Below are 289 nucleotides of genomic sequence, written 5' to 3'. Positions count from 1 at the left end.
AGGTACTTCATCGCCGATTCCGGCGATGCCAGATCCGGGCGGCCCTTCAGTCCAGGGCGAGCTCGAATTGTTCGCCGGCGTCGGAAGTAGGCGTGTCGTCTAGCGCGATCGAGATGACGCGCGCATCGAGCGCGTTGTCAGGACCGCGTAGCGAGTCCGACATGGCAAGGAGCCGTTCTCTCTCGGAGCGACGAACAACGAAGTTGTCGTCGACGACGCCATTGACCAAGGCCCATTGATTCCACGAGAAACTGCGACCGAGCCCGACGGTCGTGTTGGAGCTAGGGAA

Annotated in this window: 1 protein-coding gene; it reads right to left on the bottom strand. The window is 61.6% G+C overall.

Features of this window, described 5'->3' with window-relative positions:
• Positions 1–46: 46 nt before the first annotated feature.
• Positions 47–289 (bottom strand): hypothetical protein (locus tag EIK80_RS25575; RefSeq protein WP_233586954.1); only part of this gene is annotated, 243 nt, incomplete at its 5' end.

The organism is Caulobacter sp. 602-1, from assembly GCF_003931565.1.
Taxonomy (GTDB): Bacteria; Pseudomonadota; Alphaproteobacteria; order Caulobacterales; family Caulobacteraceae; genus Caulobacter.
Note: the sequence above shows the minus strand (reverse complement) of the source record. Positions and strands in the feature narration are given on the sequence as shown.